At 61.5% G+C, this 15,896-nt stretch carries 14 protein-coding genes; 7 read left to right on the top strand and 7 right to left on the bottom strand.

All coding sequences use genetic code 11. The features are described 5' to 3' along the window. Window positions 1–89: 89 nt before the first annotated feature. The 7 genes from ACFQQD_RS01290 to ACFQQD_RS01260 all read right to left on the bottom strand — a co-directional run bounded on the left by ACFQQD_RS01290 (window position 90) and on the right by ACFQQD_RS01260 (window position 7,971). Window positions 90–1,670, bottom strand: coding sequence for an aldehyde dehydrogenase (NADP(+)) (locus ACFQQD_RS01290; RefSeq protein WP_378085398.1), 1,581 nt, complete (start codon window positions 1,668–1,670; stop codon window positions 90–92). Window positions 1,671–1,748: 78 nt separating this feature from the next. Continuing rightward, window positions 1,749–2,759 (bottom strand): NAD(P)-dependent alcohol dehydrogenase, encoded by a 1,011-nt coding sequence (locus ACFQQD_RS01285; RefSeq protein ID WP_378085396.1) that lies wholly within the window; start codon window positions 2,757–2,759, stop codon window positions 1,749–1,751. Next, window positions 2,752–3,477, bottom strand: coding sequence for an SDR family oxidoreductase (locus ACFQQD_RS01280; protein ID WP_378085394.1), 726 nt, complete (start codon window positions 3,475–3,477; stop codon window positions 2,752–2,754). Before ACFQQD_RS01280 ends, ACFQQD_RS01285 begins: the two co-directional genes overlap by 8 nt. Before the next feature lie 20 nt (window positions 3,478–3,497). Then, on the bottom strand, window positions 3,498–4,529 hold the full coding sequence (locus ACFQQD_RS01275; RefSeq protein ID WP_378085392.1) for an ABC transporter permease: 1,032 nt from the start codon (window positions 4,527–4,529) through the stop codon (window positions 3,498–3,500). A 26-nt stretch (window positions 4,530–4,555) separates the two neighbouring features. Then, window positions 4,556–6,079, bottom strand: coding sequence for a sugar ABC transporter ATP-binding protein (locus ACFQQD_RS01270; RefSeq protein ID WP_378085390.1), 1,524 nt, complete (start codon window positions 6,077–6,079; stop codon window positions 4,556–4,558). Then, a complete protein-coding gene (locus tag ACFQQD_RS01265; RefSeq protein ID WP_378085388.1) occupies window positions 6,061–7,185 on the bottom strand; it encodes a sugar ABC transporter substrate-binding protein in 1,125 nt (374 codons plus the stop codon). Before ACFQQD_RS01265 ends, ACFQQD_RS01270 begins: the two co-directional genes overlap by 19 nt. An 87-nt stretch (window positions 7,186–7,272) precedes the next feature. Continuing rightward, a complete protein-coding gene (locus ACFQQD_RS01260) occupies window positions 7,273–7,971 on the bottom strand; it encodes a FadR/GntR family transcriptional regulator (protein WP_378085386.1) in 699 nt (232 codons plus the stop codon). A gap of 266 nt (window positions 7,972–8,237) precedes the next feature. On the opposite strand from ACFQQD_RS01260, the gene ACFQQD_RS01255 reads away from it, so the two are divergent. From ACFQQD_RS01255 to galE, 7 genes are all read left to right on the top strand, one after another. Further along, window positions 8,238–9,416, top strand: coding sequence for a fumarylacetoacetate hydrolase family protein (locus tag ACFQQD_RS01255; protein WP_378085384.1), 1,179 nt, complete (start codon window positions 8,238–8,240; stop codon window positions 9,414–9,416). Continuing rightward, the gene (locus ACFQQD_RS01250) at window positions 9,413–10,387 is read left to right on the top strand and encodes a C-terminal binding protein (protein WP_378085382.1); all 975 of its coding nucleotides are present in this window, start codon (window positions 9,413–9,415) and stop codon (window positions 10,385–10,387) included. The genes ACFQQD_RS01255 and ACFQQD_RS01250 overlap by 4 nt, the downstream gene beginning before the upstream one ends. Before the next feature lie 25 nt (window positions 10,388–10,412). Next, window positions 10,413–11,840: an aldehyde dehydrogenase family protein gene (locus tag ACFQQD_RS01245; RefSeq protein WP_378085380.1), complete on the top strand. Its 1,428-nt coding sequence runs from the start codon at window positions 10,413–10,415 to the stop codon at window positions 11,838–11,840. A gap of 2 nt (window positions 11,841–11,842) precedes the next feature. Beyond that, on the top strand, window positions 11,843–13,369 hold the full coding sequence (gene xylB / locus ACFQQD_RS01240) for a xylulokinase (RefSeq protein ID WP_378085379.1): 1,527 nt from the start codon (window positions 11,843–11,845) through the stop codon (window positions 13,367–13,369). Beyond that, complete coding sequence (locus tag ACFQQD_RS01235) at window positions 13,366–14,019, top strand: HAD family hydrolase (protein ID WP_378085377.1); 654 nt, start codon at window positions 13,366–13,368, stop codon at window positions 14,017–14,019. Before xylB ends, ACFQQD_RS01235 begins: the two co-directional genes overlap by 4 nt. A 34-nt stretch (window positions 14,020–14,053) precedes the next feature. Further along, the gene (rpiA, locus tag ACFQQD_RS01230) at window positions 14,054–14,809 is read left to right on the top strand and encodes a ribose 5-phosphate isomerase A (RefSeq protein WP_378085375.1); all 756 of its coding nucleotides are present in this window, start codon (window positions 14,054–14,056) and stop codon (window positions 14,807–14,809) included. Window positions 14,810–14,884: 75 nt separating this feature from the next. Next, a complete protein-coding gene (galE, locus tag ACFQQD_RS01225) occupies window positions 14,885–15,862 on the top strand; it encodes a UDP-glucose 4-epimerase GalE (protein WP_378085373.1) in 978 nt (325 codons plus the stop codon). The last annotated feature ends 34 nt before the right edge of the window (window positions 15,863–15,896 follow it).

Below are 15,896 nucleotides of genomic sequence, written 5' to 3'. Positions count from 1 at the left end.
ACAATGACTGCTGGTGTCAGTTCGGCTTGCCACCAAGGAACCACGCCCTCAACCACCCATTCCGATAAGGGCCGGTACCAGGGGAGGGATCAGCGAGCTTCCGGAAGACCGTCCTTCAAACGTCCCTGCACGTTCCAAGGGTTCGCATCTTGAGTCGGCTCAGGCAGCAACTCCTCGGGGAAGTCCTGATAGGACACTGGCCGAAGGAAACGATCGATCGCGGCTGACCCGACTGAGGTTGAACGGGAGTCCGAGGTCGCCGGGTAGGGCCCGCCGTGGATCACGGCGTGCCCCACTTCGACCCCCGTGGGCCATCCGTTCACGATGATCCGACCTACTTTCTCCTCCAGAACCGGCAGCACGGCGGACACGGCGACATGATCCGACTCGGTCATGCGCAGAGTGGCGGTGAGTTGGCCCTCGATGATGTCCAGCGATTGGTGGAGGTCATCAGCATGCGCGTACCGCACTATCAGGGCCGCGGCGCCAAATATCTCTGCGTGGCACGCCTTGTTCGAGCAGAAGACTTCCGCGGTCGTGGAGAAGACGACTGGTCCTGGCGCGTTCGCCGACTGACCGGGTTGGCCGGTGCCGATGATCACGACGCCGTCCTGTCGCCGGAGTTCTTCGACACCCTCAGTCCAGGACTGTGCGATGGAGCTGCTGAGCATGGTTTGGCCATTCCTCGCGGAGAGCTCGTCTCCCACGTTCGCCACGAACTGGTCCCCAAGCTCGCCTGCAGGCACGAAAACCAACCCGGGGGCCGTGCAGAGTTGCCCGGAGGACGCGGTCAGCGAGTCGATGAACCCGGTCGCCATCTGGCCGAGGTCAGACTGGAGAGCCCCGTCGAAAACCAAGACCGGGTTGATCGCGCTCATCTCCGCATACACCGGAATCGGCTCCGGCCGCGCATGGGCCACATTCATGAGGGCGGTCCCTCCTGAACGGGAACCCGTGAAACCTACGGCCTTGATGGCCGGATGAGCCACGAGTGCCTGGCCGATGTCTGAACCGCGACCATAGACAAGCGAGAATACACCTGGATCGAGATGGTGCTCGGATACCGCCGCGGTGATCGCTCTGCCGACCAACTCGGACAATCCCGGGTGAGAGTTGTGGGCTTTGACGATCACGGGGCAGCCAGCAGCCAGAGCTGAGGCGGTGTCTCCGCCCGCCACCGAGAATGCCAAGGGGAAATTGCTGGCACCGAACACGGCCACTGGACCGAGCGGAATGCGGCGTTGGCGCAAGTCGACCCGCGGCGCTGGAGAGCGGTGCGGCAATGCTGGGTCAATGCGCGCGCCATGATGAATACCACTGCGCACGAGGCCTGCGAACATTCTCAGTTGGCCGGTGGTTCGGGCGAGTTCACCGCGAAGCCGAGCTTCGGGTAATCCAGTTTCCAACTGCCCGCGTTCGACCACGGGTTCTGATTGCGACTCGAGGTTCGAGGCAACGGACTCCAGGAATCCGGCTCGAGCTTCAGGGCTCGAGGCGCGGAAACTGCGGAACGCACGTGCCGCAGCCGTCGCCGCGGTATTGAGTTCGTCCTTCGAGATATATGAGTACTGCGGTTCGAGCCGTTCGCCTGTGGCGGGATTCACGGCCTGGAGGACGCCGTCGTCGTTATTGATTTCTTGTCCTGCAATCAGCGAGCTGCCATTGATCAAGGCCTTGACTCCTTCTCTGGGGCTTCGAATAGTGATGAGGAAATGCGGGGGAGGGGGAACGCCTGTGGTGGAAATCCGTCAGTCATCGGCGGTCGGATGGATCATGACCTTGACGGCGCTGGGCTCGTTCGACTGGACTTCGAAGGCCCGCTTGGTTTCTGCCAGCGAGAAATGATGGGTGATCAACTCGTCCACCCGGATCCTTCTGGATGAGATGTACTGAATGACCGTGGGCCATGTGTGGGCATATCTGCTGACGGTGGCGAAAGAAATCTCTAGGGGAAACAGCGAAGGCAAGGGCAGTCCGACGGTGTCCTGGTGAGACATGCCGACCAGGGCGACTCGACTCCCAGGCGCCATACGCCCCAGAGCAGAGACCAGCGCCTTCTCGCTTCCACTGCATTCGAGCAGGACATCAATATCAGAGACCTCATCGGTCACCTCAAGACCGACGCCGGCTGCGGCCTGCTTTCGATGTTCCGAGACGTCGTTGATCGTGACCTCGCCGGCCCCGAGGGTTCGGGCGACGAGACCGGCGAGGATCCCCACCGGTCCAGCGCCTATCACGTGCACTCGATCTCCGGGCTCTACTCCGGCCCGGCGGCACGCCCAGAGACCAACCGATGTCGGCTCCACCATGGCCGCTTGATCGAAGGACATCGAATTCGGGATGGGAAACACGCAGTCCGCGTGGATGGCGATTCGCTCCGCCAAGCAACCGTCATGGGGAGGCGTAGCGAGGAACGCCAAATCGGGACACAGGTGATACCGGCCCAACCGGCATTGCCGGCAGTGGTAACAGGGGCTGCCCGGCTCGACAGCCACCCGTTGGTGCAGTAAGGACTCTGGAGCCTGACTTCCCACGGCCACCACTACTCCGGAGGTCTCGTGCCCCAGGATGAATGGTGTCTCGACCGCCCAGGAACCGATGCGCCCATGGTGCAGGTAGGCGGCGTCCGACCCGCAGATGCCCACGCTGCGAATTTCCACGACCACCTGGTTCGGACCAGGCACGGGATGCGGAATACGTTGGACTTCGAGCTGATTCAGCCCGGTCATCACCGAGGCCATGACTGAAGATTCAGACAAGGGTGTATCCACCGTCCATCAGCAGTTCCGAGCCGACGAAGTATGACGACTTCTCCGAGAGCAGGAAGTTCACGGCCTCGGCCACCTCTGCGGGCCGTGCCAGCCGCCCAGCAGGTATATGTTCGGTCCAGGCACCCACTTGGTGCTGTTTCTTATCCAAGAGGGGAGTGGACACATATCCCGGGGCAATGGCATTGACGCGCACACCGCGGCCACCCCATTCGGCGGCCAGCGACCGAACTAGGGCGGAGACTCCGGCCTTGGAGGCGTTGTATGCACACTGATTCTGGGGTCGGTTGACCGTATGATTTCCGCTCATCGAGCTAATGGCCACCATCGAGCCGTGTCCTTGTCGAAGCATTTGGCGTCCCGCAACCGTCAGGGTGTGGAAGACGCCCAGGAGATTGACATTGAGGATCCGACTGAACTCTGCCGATGTCATGGATTCGGCGGCTACGTCGTCTTCGACGATGCCCGCCCCTGCCACGACCCCGTGAATCGTGCCCACAGCATCCACCATGGACGCGAAGGCGTGTTCAACTGAATCGATATCTGTGACGTCGACGTGCATCGCGTCCGTTCCTGAGGCACCGAGGTCGAGTCGGAAGACGCGGTGACCGTGTTCCTCGAGTAGAGCGCAGACCGCCTGACCGATTCCTCCCTGAGCTCCGGTGACGGCCACGGTGCGAGACTCGGGCGTTGCCTGGCTGGATGCCATCGTGATTCTCCGTTCTTCGGTTATTCCGCTGCTTGCCGGCGACGGACACGGACGGCGTCAACAATGACGGCGAGGAAGATCATGGCTCCGCCGACAACGCCGACGTAGTAGGCGTCGATGTTGATGACTTGCAAGCCGACCTGGACGATGGTGAGCAGAAGCACGCCACCGAGGATGCCGATGGTTGCCCCGCGCCCGCCGGTGAGCGAGACGCCCCCGATCACTGGTGCTGCAATGGCGTAGAGCAACATGTCGGAGGAACCGAGCGTGGGATTCACGCCACCCAGATATGCCGTGGTCAGCCAGCCCGCGACGCCGGCCAAAAAGCCAGAGAACGTGAACGTCACGATGACCAGGTTTTTGGTGTTGATTCCCGCAGCGTAGGCCGCGCGGCGATTACCTCCTGCCGCATAGATTTTGCGTCCCCAAGGGGTCCGGTACAGAAAGACCGAAATGGCGATGAAGAGCAGGATCAGGGCAACGGGCATCACAGGCCAGGTGGCGATGCGACCTTGACCCAGCCACGTGAAAGTCTGCTCGGTGATAGAGATGGTCTGCCCACGGGTCACGGCGAGCACACCACCGCCAAGGACGAGACCCATTGCGAGAGTTTCGATCAGTGAGGTCATGCGCAGCTTGGCCACGCAAATGCCATTGATGAGACCGATCAGCGCCCCGACCCCGACAACCAGAATGATTCCGAGAAAACCGGGCAATCCGCTGTTCATGGCGACAGCACCGACGGCACCGCTGAATCCCAGGATTCCGACGACGGAAAGATCGATTTCGCCGAGCAACATGCACATGGCGATGGCGACGCCCAGAAAACCGAGCGTGGTGGCCTGGACGAGAATGTTCTGGAAGTTTGGTACAGAGAGAAAGAACGGATTCAGGAGTGCGCCCACGAGGACGAACACCACCAACAGAATCCACACGATGTTGTCCAACGCGAAGTCCACCCAATTGGTCTTCGGCTTGCGTATCGACGGGGCAGCGGGCTCGGTGGGACCCGAACGCACTGCGGACTCCTGCAGTTCGGCTGTATTGGCCACGTTTTGTCCTTTCAGAGACAACTGCGTCAAGCAGCAGTGGAAGAATCGGAAGACTGGTGGTTCAGCTGCCGGAGAATGTGGTCCGGCGTGATCTCATCGCCCGTCAAAGTGGCGACGATGTGACCGTCTTGGAAGGTGAACACTCGGTCCACCACGCGGACCATTTCGTCGATGTCGTAGGCCAGGAGAATCACCGAGGTTCCTTCCTCAGTGAGCTCGTTGATGATCCGATGGATCTCTTCCTTGGCGGAGACGTCGACGCCAAGCGTGGGCTCATCGAGAATGAGCAGTTCCGGATTGACAGCCATGATCCGGCTTAGCAGGATCTTTTGCTGGTTTCCGCCTGACAGCTGCTCGATGGGTTGGTTCGGTCCGGCGACCCGAAACCGCATGCGTTGGTGGAAAGCCTCATAGGTGTCTCGAATGGCTTTCCGGTCGATGAAACCGCGGCTTGTCGGCCAACGTCCAGTAGCGATGGACTCGCTGACTGAGAATGGACCGACGATGCCTTCGCCTAGCCGGTCATTGGTGAGGTATTCGATGCCGGCGGCCGTGGCTGCACGAACTGATCCCGTGCTGACGGCTTTGCCGTCGATCTCGAGGGCGGTCACCTCGGGCTTGGTCAGACCGGCGAGAGCGCGGGCGGTTTCTTGAGCTCCCGAGCCCGGCAGGCCGACGAGTCCCACTATTTCGCCCCGACCCACAGTTAGATCCACGGGCCCGGTTTCGCCGATGCGAAGTCCCTCGACACGGACCTTTGTCTCAGAGGAGCTGCGCCGTTCTCGTACGTACTCACTGACGGATCCGCCCACGACCAATTCCGAGATCTCGTTAGCCGACATCGTCGTCGGGTCCGTGTGATCAGCCACCACTTGCCCGTCCCGGAGAACCGTGACGGTATCGCAAATGGCACGGATCTCACTGGAATAGTGGGAGATGAAAGCAAAAGTCTGACCTTTGGCGTTGAGGGCCCTCATCCACGTGAACAGTGAATCGCGTTCCACCTGGCTGAGAGCCGTGGTGGGTTCGTCCAGCATGGCGAATGAACCGTCGTCGACCAGAGTCCGCACAATCGTGAGTCGACGTTGATCGGGGGTATCAAGGTCGCCAGCCCGGGCGTCAACGTCGAAGTGCAAGTCGTACTTGGCGAGCAACTCCTCGGCTTTACGGCGCATCCTGCTCTTGCTGAGCAGCATGCCGTTGGTGGGGTAGTCCGGGAGTACGAGGTTTTCTGCAACGCTGAGTTCCGGCACTATTTCGGCGTGTTGCGGCAACAGATTGATGCCGGCCTTTCGGCGGCGCGCCAGCGGCCAGTCCGTGATGTCCGTGCCCTTGTACAACACTTGCCCCGACGTAGGCGGTTCCGATCCTGCGATGATCTTCACCAGCGTGGATTTGCCGGCTCCGTTCTTTCCGAGGAACCCATGGATCGCGCCCGCCTTGACCACGAGGTTAGCCGAATCTAGGGCGGTGAACGCTCCATACTTCTTGCTGAGGTTTCTAATCTCTAGAAACGGGGTCTCCTCCGGCATCACTGCTTCAGTCCCCATTCTTCCTCGACAAAGTTGGCCCAATGGCGGGGGTCGTCTACGTTGTCGACATCGATGTAGTACGGGGGTATGACGCAAGATGGCCCTTGCTCCGTCTGCTCGATAGGGGCCGAGTCCCAGTAGTAATCCGCATTTTCGTAGGTCCCCGTGGGCACGGGCTCGCCGTTGAGGGAATGCTCGACCAGCATCTCGACACAGATTGATCCATAAGCCACGGGGTCTTGGGAAACTGCGGCGTCCAGGATGCCGTCACGGATCCATCCCAGGGACTGAGGCTCACCGTCGATCGACGTCAAAATAACGTGGTCGTCCGCGCTGGGATCGCCTGTGCGCTTCTCGGCTTGCAGCGTGGTGACGATACCGCGCGTAATTGCATCGCTAGGAGCATGCGCGGCGTCCAGGTCGGCGTGCTCGGACAGCGTTGCGCCGGCGACGGAGCGCGCATTGGACTCGTCGCCCTCAGTCGGTCGGGAGAGCAAAGTGATGCCGTCGTGCTTGGCGATGACTGCCTCGAAGCCTTCTTTGCGGGCTCTCCACGCGGAAGATGTCAGCGCGCCATAGGCGTTCAAGACCTTGCCGCGGGCTTCGCCGTATCGCGAGGTCAGCAGTTCAACGGTCCGTTCGGCGGCCATCTCACCGGCCTTGTAGTTGTCGAAGGCAATCGTGAAGTCGGCCTCGCCTTGAGTCAGCGGAGTGTCCACAATGCCTACCGGAATGTCACGGTCCTTTGACTGCTTGACTACGGAGGTCAGACCTTCGGAGTCGATGGGGTCGGCAATCATGAAAGCCGGCGCAGAGACCAGGAGGGAATTCCAGTCATTGAACTGTTGGTTGGCATCGTGGTTCGCGTCGGTGGTCTGAAAGCCGAACCCCAGCTCTTCGGACTTCCGCTTGATCGCCTCGTTCTGGGTGACGAAGAAGAAGTAGTTCATCCCCTTGTTGGAAAAGGCTGCCGTTCCGCCAGAACCGGCCCCGTTGCCGCCGCTGGCACCGCCGGCGCCGGCTTGCGCTCCGTTATTGCAGGCCGCCAGGATCGGCACGGCTGACAGGCCGAGCACGCCGAGACCAAAGGCCCGACGGCTGACGTTGTGGGGTTCTGCGGACATGGTTTTCTCCTTATGGATGGTGGTGTGGGGGAACAACACGAAAGTCAGTGATGGACCGGTTCAGGGTTCCGGCGGCACGCGGAAGAGTCAGGCAGCGCCAGACTCATCGTCGTGGTCGTCGGTCTGCGCGGGAGTCCACCGGCGCAGCAATCGCATGAGATGGTGCTCGATAGCCTGTCGAGCGGCCAGGGTGTCGGCCTGCTCGAGGGCATGGAGGATCGTCTCGTGCTCTTCAACAGTTCGACCGGGGTTCGAGGGGTAGCCCTCCCTCGTCGCATAGTGCTTACGGAGGAAGTGGTTGATCGGTTGGCTGACTAGCTCCAGGTACGGATTCCCGCTAGCTTCAGCGAGAACTTCATGAAATCGGATGTCCTGGTCGAGGAACGCCAACCGGTCGCGAACGCCGCTAGAGGTCATGAGTCTCTTGCCTGCGTCGATACAGGCGCCGAGTTCGGTGATCTGCTCCTGCGTCACATTCATGGCGGCTGACGTCGAGACTTGCACGTCGATGGCAAAACGAAGCTCCAGTAGTTGTGGAAAGCTGCCCTGACTTGCCTGCATTTGTAGAGCGAATTGCTCTGCGACCACAGAGCCGTCGAAACTGGCCACCGCGGTTCCTCGCCCCGGGGAAACGGTGACGAGTCCCCGTTGAACGAGAATCCGAACGGCTTCCCGAAGCACCGTGCGGCTGACACTGAAGCGCTCCATCAGCTGGAACTCGGTGGGGAGTTTGCGTCCCGGCTCGAGGCCATCGCGCAGGATATCTGCCTGCAGTTCGTCGGCCACCTGCTCGGACAGTCGCTTCCGTTGGCTCGTCTCGTTTGGCATGCGACTAAGGTACGACGATCGTATCGGGATTACAAGCAATTTCGGTGAGATGAATCACAGGTGGTCTGATTCGGTAGCGCAATCACGCGGAACATCGCGTCTGGCGGCGATGCTTGACCGCTCCAATCATCTGATGTTAGATCGTTCTGTACGACGAACGGCGCATCCTATTTCTGCATAGCGCTGAGTCGGTGACCATCGCCCCCTGTTGCCAAGGACCGTTTATGCCTGCACTTTCTCAGCTGGTCTCCACCCGCGACGCCCTTCCGGCCGACGATCACGCCCTGCTGGTGGGCCGTGTCTCCGTGACCGGTGTAGGCCCGACTTTGGTGGCAGTAGACGGGGACCGACTCGTCGACATTACTGAAGCCGGACCCACCATGAGCGATCTCTTGGACCGTCCGGATGTACCCGCGACGGTGCGCACGGCGATGGAATCGGCCACGCAAGATTGGCCCCTGGAAGTAGTTCTGCAGGCGAGCATGGCCCGGGCCGACGGTGCTGTCACCCTGCTTCCGCCGGTGGATCTCTCCGCTGTCAAGGCGGCCGGTGTGACATTCGCGAGAAGCATGGTGGAGCGAGTGATCGAGGAACACGCCCGCGGCGATCAGGCAGCGGCCGAAGGGATTAGGAAGCGTCTCGGTGTGGTGATCCAGAACGCCGCGAACGTCGTCCCCGGCTCGGAAGAAGCCGCCAAGATCAAGGAAACCATGGTGGCTGAAGGCCTGTGGTCCCAGTACTTGGAAGTCGGCATCGGACCAGATCCGGAGATCTTCTCCAAGGCACAGGTCTTGTCTTCCGTGGGATTCGGCGCTCACGTAGGAGTGCTGGAGCGCTCCGGCTGGAACAACCCAGAGCCTGAGGTGGTCCTGGCCGTCGACTCCGCGGGGCGCACGGTCGGCGCGACGCTGGGAAATGATGTCAACCTTCGTGATTTCGAGGGGCGAAGCGCGCTGCTGCTGACGGAAGCCAAGGACAACAACGCGTCCAGCTCTATCGGCCCCTTCATTCGACTGTTCGACGACAGCTTCTCGTTGCAGGATCTCCGCGAATCGTCCGTCCGGATGGCCGTTTACGGAGAAGACGGATATGAGTTGTCCGCTCTCTCCCGGGTTTCAGAGATGAGCCGAAGCTTCGAGGATCTCGTCTCCCATGCATGGGGCGCTCATCATCAGTATCCGGACGGGTTTGTTCTCTTCACGGGGACAATGTTCGCTCCCACCGACGACCGCGGTGCTCCGGGTGAGGGATTCACGCACCACGAAGGGGACCACGTGCTCATCCACTGTGCCGCTCTCGGCACTCTGGCGAACACGGTGACCACGTCCGAAGCGGCACCTCCCTGGACCTTCGGCATTCGGGATTTCATGGTGAACCTTTCCCAGAGAGGACTGTTGGCATGACCTCGAAGAGGATTGTCATCACAGACCATGCCTTCGGAGATGTCGTTCACGAACGCCGTCTGGCGGAGGCTGCAGGCGCAGAATTTTCGGTCATGCAGTGTGTGACTGCTGAAGAAACCAAGGAAGCCGTCTCCGGAGCGGACGCGGTCATCACCAACTTCGCTCCCATCGGACGTTCGCAACTCGAAGCGATGAACAGCGGAGGAACCGTGGTTCGCTATGGGGTCGGGGTGGACAACGTTGACCTCGAGGCAGCCAAGGACCTGGGCATCAATGTGGCCAACGTCCCCGATTACGGGATCACCACGGTGGCCGACCACGCGGCAGCTCTCCTGTTGTCTTTGCTTCGTCGATTGCCCCACTACACGGCACGGATCCGCGAGAACGGATGGACGGCCCCCAAAGAAGTCGGTCCCCTCGCTTCGTTCGGCCAAACCACTATCGGGCTCTTGGGAGTGGGGCGAATCTCGTGTGCCCTTGCAGATCGATTGCATCCATTCGGCTTCCGGATCATGGGCTACGACCCGTACGCCAACCCTGACGTCGTGGCGAAACACCATGTCGAACTGGGATCTCTGGAGGACGTCCTCTCCAGCGCACAGGGGTTCAGCTTGCATCTGCCTGCCACCCCAGAGACACGCCATCTGATCAACCAGAAGACTCTGGCGCAGATGCCGCGCGGTGCGGTGATCGTCAATACCAGTCGAGGCCCGATCGTCGATCAGGTCGCCTTGGCGGAGGCCATTCAGGACGGGCGGATCGCCGGTGCCGGGTTGGACGTGTTCGATCCGGAGCCGCTGGCCGAGGACTCTCCCTTGCGCGATCTTCCGGGTGTACTGCTCACACCGCATGCCGCGTTCTACTCGACAGAATCCATTGACAATCTCCAGCGTCTGGCAGGCGAAGAGGCCGTCCGTGCCGTTCTCGGCAAAGACCTCCGTTGCCCCGTCGTCGTTGCTGAGGCCAGCTAGCCACTTCCGAGCGAAAGGACTCCGCATGTCTGTGAACGTGTCCCCACTGAAGAACCTGGTCGGCGACACCTGGGTGGATGGGACCGGTGATACCCGCGAGGTCATCGACCCATCGAACGGCGAGGTGTGCGCCGTCATCCGGGAGGCGGGTGAGAAGTTGGTCGACGAAGCCGTCGGCCATGCCCGTCGCGCCCTTGATTCGTGGCGCCAGACCACTGAATTCGAACGCCGGACTCTGTTGCGTTCCCTGGCGGGTCTCGTGCGTCGTGAACTGGAGCCCCTAGCTCAAGAGATCACCCGTGAAATGGGAAAACCCATTGGGGAAGCCCGTGGTGAAGTCAGCAAACTCGCCGATGCCTTCGAGTACTACGCCGAGGAAGCGGTGCGCGTCTATGGGCGGACCGTTCCCAACGACAGCAAGAACGTCACCAGCATCATCCGATACGAGCCGATCGGCGTGGTCGCGGCTATCTCTCCGTGGAACTACCCTCTCGAACTGATCGGCTGGAAACTGGCCGCGTCACTCGCGGCAGGTTGCACCATGGTGCTAAAACCCTCGGAGTACACGCCCAGTTCGGCCGTGCGGCTCTTCGGGCTCTTGTCAGAGTCTGGGATCCCCGCCGGGGTGGCCAACCTCGTCCTCGGGGCAGGCGAGACAGGTCGAGCCCTGACCTCGCATCCGGACATCGATAAGGTCGCCTTCACCGGATCTGGGCCGACGGGAGCAGCGATCACGCGCGGCTTGGTGCGGGCGTTGCCGGTCTCCATGGAACTGGGCGGCTCCTGCCCGCAGATCGTCACAGCCACCGCCAACATCGATGACGCCGTGGCCGGTTGCTTGAGACGGGGATACCGAAACGCCGGCCAAATCTGCATTTCCATCAACCGTGTTTACGTCTCACGCCAGGTCCACACCGAATTCGTGGACAAACTGGCTGCAGCTGTGCGCCGGTTGACCGTTGGTGCCGGTATCGATGATCCCGACGTCGGTCCCGTCACGAATGCCGAGATCCGAGACCGGTACATGGAACACGTCGAAGATGCACAGGAAAAGGGCGCCACAGTGCTCGTCGGGGGATCGACCATCGATCGCCCAGGAACGTGGGTCGAACCAGCCTTGGTGGACAACGTCTCTGAGTCCTGCTTGTTGGCCACGGAGGAAACCTTCGGACCGGTCGTGGGTGTCACTGCGTTCGACGACATCCAGGAGGCGATCGCTCTGGCCAATAACACGCCGGCCGGACTGGCCGCCTACGTCTACGCCACTGACGTCTCGGAGATTTTCACCATTGGCCACGGTCTCGATTTTGGGAACGTCGCCGTCAACAATCCCGACGCCGGCATCATGAACGCGCCCTACGGTGGACGCAAGGGATCGGGGCACGGGTACGAACACGGGCCGGAAGGGCTCCATTCATACCTGAACATCAAACACCTGCGGATTCGCTACTGACCATGGATACCGTGAACAGCCCCTGTTTTCTGGGCATCGACCTCGGAACGTCCTGCGTCAAAGTGGTCGCGGTCGATGCCGAGTCCAACATCATCGGCAAAACCACTCGGTATTATCCGCTTGACTCGCCTGAGTCGGGGTGGGTCGAGCAAGATCCGCATGACTGGTGGCAGGCAACTCAGGAAGCCGTACGGGAACTCGTCGAAGAACATCCGAACCTGGAGGTCCAGGGCATCGGGCTCAGCGGCCAAATGCACGGAATGGTGGCCCTCGATGAATCCGGCGGTGTGGTGCGGCCTGCCATTCTCTGGAATGACAATCGAACCGGTCAACAGATTGACGAGATCATTGAGCGCGTCGGAGGCAAACAGCGTCTGCTGGAGCTGACCAACAATCCGGCACTGACAGGATTCACCGTCGGGAAGATCCTGTGGCTCAAACAGTGCGAACCGGAGGCCTTTGCTCGGTCCACCATCGTCTTACTGCCGAAGGACTATCTCAGGTACCGCCTGTCCGGAGTCATGGCCACTGACGTCTCCGATGCCTCAGGAACAGGATTGTTCGATGTCCGGCATCGGCGATGGTCCGAGGAGATGTTCACGATTATCGGCGTACCCCGGAGCCTCATGCCGCCGGTCTTTGAGTCCTCTGAAGTCACTGGCGCATTGTCGAGTGAGGCCGCGGAGACCATGGGCCTGAGCCCGGGCATCCCGATAGTCGCCGGAGGCGGGGACTCGGTTCTGCAGACGACCTCTATGGGCATCATTCGCGACGGCGCCATGGGCATCACGATCGGTACCGCTGGAATCGTTGCCCAGGCCGCAGAATTCTGTCCTGACAATATCGGCGGACGAGTCCAGGTTTCCTGCGGCAATGAGGCGGGACGTTGGCACATCATGGGCGTTGCTCTGACGTGTGGGGAGACACTTCCCTGGCTCCAACGGATGCTCGCTCCCGTCAACGAGGACCTCGAGGTCGCCGACATCGTGCGTTTGGCCGAATCAGTGGAACCGGGCGCCAAGGGGTTGCGCTTTGCACCGTATCTCGTCGGAGAGAGGTGCCCGCACCAGGACCCTGAGCTCCGCGCCGCATGGTTCGGAATGGACATCCGGCATACGGTGGCTGAGATGGCTCGTGCCGGGATCGAGGGTGCGTTGCTCAATGTGCGCGAGATTCGCGATCTCTTTGCATCGCTCGGTTTGAAGGCGGCACAAGTGCTCACCTCGGGTGGCGCCGCCAAACATTCCTTGTGGAAGCACACGTTGGCCAGTGTCCTCAATTCGAAGATCGATTTCATGCGCGGGGGAGAAGGGGGAGCTGCCTACGGTGCGGCCCTCTTGGCCGGTATAGGAGTCGGTCATTGGAGCGACCTTCAGGATGCCTTGAGTTCGATGGGAGTCGACGAGCACACCGACCCTCAGCCAGACATTGTCGCGATCTATGACGATGTCTATCGCGAGTTCCGCGCGATGATGGCCGGTCTCGACGCCTATCGCGCCGCAGGAGAACCACTGGGGGTGTCCCCATGATGCGCTACCATTCGGTCGTCTTCGATTTGGATGGCACTCTGGTCGATTCGAGTGGTGACATCACTGCCGCTCTCAATGTGGCCATCGGTGCCGTCGGCGGCAGACGCCTCCGGTCAGAAGAGGTCGTTCCGCTCCTCGGAGAAGGTTCGGTCAGGCTGGTCGAGGAAGCGATCTCAATAGCCGCGCCGACGGGGCCATGGAACCTGCATGAGGTGCACGATCACTATCGCGCAGAGTATCTGGCCCACCCGGCGGAACTCTCGTCACTGTATGCAGGGGTTCCAGACGCGCTCGCCGCCTTGGACGACGGTGGAGTCGTGATGGCCGTGTGCACGAACAAGTCACAGGAACTCGCGGAAATCGTCCTGGACAGACTGGGGATCATCGATTTTTTCGATGGAATCGTCGGCAATGACGCCGTGCCGAGATCGAAGCCCGACCCGGCGCACGTGTTCGCATGCTTTCACGCCATCCGGCAAAATCCGGCGTCGGGACTGTATGTGGGGGACTCCACGATCGATGAAGCAGCAGCGACCGGCGCCCAGGTGGATTTCTTGGCCGTCGACTGGGCGCCCAGAGAGGTCAAGGGAGCCCGGCTCGAATCTTATCTCCACCTACCTGGCTTGGTCTTGGAACCCACCAGGATCTGAAGAGAGGAATCACACCACCATCATGAGGAAAACCATGGATCTGCCCCCCATCAGCACCCGAAACGAGCAGGACAAGGCGAAACTCGCGGCCGGCAAGTTCGCCGCAGAGAACTACGTCTTCGACGGCGGAAAAATCGGACTGGGATCTGGCACCACATCACACTATTTTGTCCGTGCATTGGCCCAACGTCTCCACGCAGAAGATCTTGACATCAACTGTGCCGTGACATCGCGCTCGACCCATGATTTGGCCAGCGAACTTGGTGTGCCTCTGACCGACCTCGATGACATCGGTCGGCTTGACGTATGCATCGATGGGCCCGACGAAATCGACCCGCACGGAGCCATGATCAAGGGCGGAGGAGCATGTCTTCTCTGGGAGAAGTTGGTGGCCCGGAACTCCGACAAAGTCGTCATCGTGGCTGACGAGCTTAAAGCAGTGGAAACGCTGGGTGCGTTCCCGCTGCCCATCGAAGTGGTCCAATTCTCCTGGCGAACGACCGCGCGCGCCGTCCGGGAGCTCCTTGTCGAGTATGGGTATGCCGACGATGTTGTCATCTACCGCCGTGAACGAGAGGGAAAACCTGTCGTCACGGACAACGGAAACTTCATCATTGACGTGAAGCTCGGAGAGGCTCGCAGCATTCGGGAGTTGACGGTTGATCTGAATCGGATTCCCGGAGTCGTGGAGAACGGGTTCTTTGTGGACATCGCTCACGAAGTGGTATTCGGGCGCCCGGACGGCACGGCCCATGCCTACGGTTTCCCCTATGTTCTAGACCGACACTAGGTCGAGCCGCAGCCGGAAGAAGCGGCCCGAAGCATTAGGCTCGAATGGTTCCCGGACTGTTCGAACAGGAGACTCATGACCTGGATGGTGACCGGCGGCGCCGGCTATATCGGTGCGCACGTGGTGGAGGCCTTCCGCCTGGCCGGAATCGACACCGTGGTGGTGGACAACCTCTCCAGCGGCCACCGGGACTTCGTGCCGGAGGACGTGCCGTTCATCGAGGCGGATTTGAACGGCGAGATCGCGCTGGAAGGCGCGTTCCGGGACCACGACGTGGCCGGCGTCGTGCATATTGCCGGGTACAAGTACGCCGGTGAGTCCGTGAAGAGGCCGCTGTACACCTACCGTGCCAACGTCTCCGCGATGGTGGCACTGCTGGCCGCGATGGAGACCGCCGGAGTGCAGAACCTGGTGTTCTCCTCCTCGGCCGCCACGTTCGGCACGCCGGAGACCGAACTCGTTACCGAGGCCAGCCCGACCGTGCCGGAATCGCCCTACGGCGAGACCAAGCTCATCGGCGAATGGCTCCTGGCCGATCAGGCCCGCGCCGCAGGCCTGCGTCACACCTCCCTGCGGTACTTCAACGTGGTCGGCTCCGGCACCGACCGCATCACGGACACCAGCCCGCACAATCTCTTCCCGCTGGTCTTCAACGCGCTGGTCGCCGGCAAGACCCCGCACATCAACGGCGGAGATTACCCGACGCCGGACGGCACCTGCGTGCGCGACTACATCCACGTCGCCGACCTGGCCGACGCCCACGTGGCCGCCGCGCAGCGCTTGGCAGCGGGGGAATCGGTGGAGCCGGTCTACAACCTGGGCTCGGGCTCGGGGACCTCGGTGCGGGAGATCATGGACGCCATGGCCGCGGTGACGGGCATCGACTTCACGCCCGAGGTGAAGGACCGCCGACCGGGAGACCCGGCGCGGATCGTGGCCGACGGCACGCTGGCGGCTCGCGATCTGGGCTGGACCATGCGCCACTCGGTCCAGGACATGGTGGCCTCCGCGTGGAGTGCTCGCCAGGCCTGGGAGCGGCGGGCCGCGCGGTAATTCCTGTCCGGCCGACGGCGGCCTACGGGGCAGC

Source organism: Citricoccus sp. GCM10030269 (assembly GCF_042665635.1).
Taxonomy (GTDB): Bacteria; Actinomycetota; Actinomycetes; order Actinomycetales; family Micrococcaceae; genus Citricoccus.
This window is presented reverse-complemented; position numbering and strand designations above follow the sequence as displayed.